Raw genomic sequence first — 333 nt, 5'->3', positions numbered from 1 at the left:
CATTATCAAGAGAGCAAAGCATCGTTAAACAACTATGTCAGTTGTTTGAAGTGCCACGAAGTAGCTATCACTATCACCTAAAACATCGCGGTATAGTTAATCCTGATTATCAGCGACTATGTGAGCAAGCTATTGAGATACACAGTGATAGTCGAGGCTCTGCGGGCGCTAGAACCATTGCGGGTCAATTAAATCAGCAAGGCGAAAATGTCGGCCGCTATAAAGCTGCAAGTTTAATGAAATATGCAGGTTTGGTGAGCACTCAGCTCAGAAAACACCGATACAAAATAGCTAAAAGTGAGTCAAAAATAGCTCCTAACCTGCTAAAAAGAC

The 333-nt window shown here is 41.7% G+C and carries 1 protein-coding gene; it reads left to right on the top strand.

Translation table 11 applies throughout. From position 1 onward, the window contains the following. On the top strand, nt 1-333 hold a 333-nt coding region (locus LMH66_RS20595), incomplete at both ends, for an IS3 family transposase (RefSeq protein WP_229372735.1).

Origin of the sequence: Shewanella sp. 10N.7, from assembly GCF_020806285.1 — a bacterium.
Lineage (GTDB): Bacteria > Pseudomonadota > Gammaproteobacteria > Enterobacterales > Shewanellaceae > Shewanella > Shewanella electrodiphila.
The sequence above is the reverse complement of the archived record's forward strand: the minus strand, read 5'-3'. Positions and strand labels throughout refer to the sequence as shown.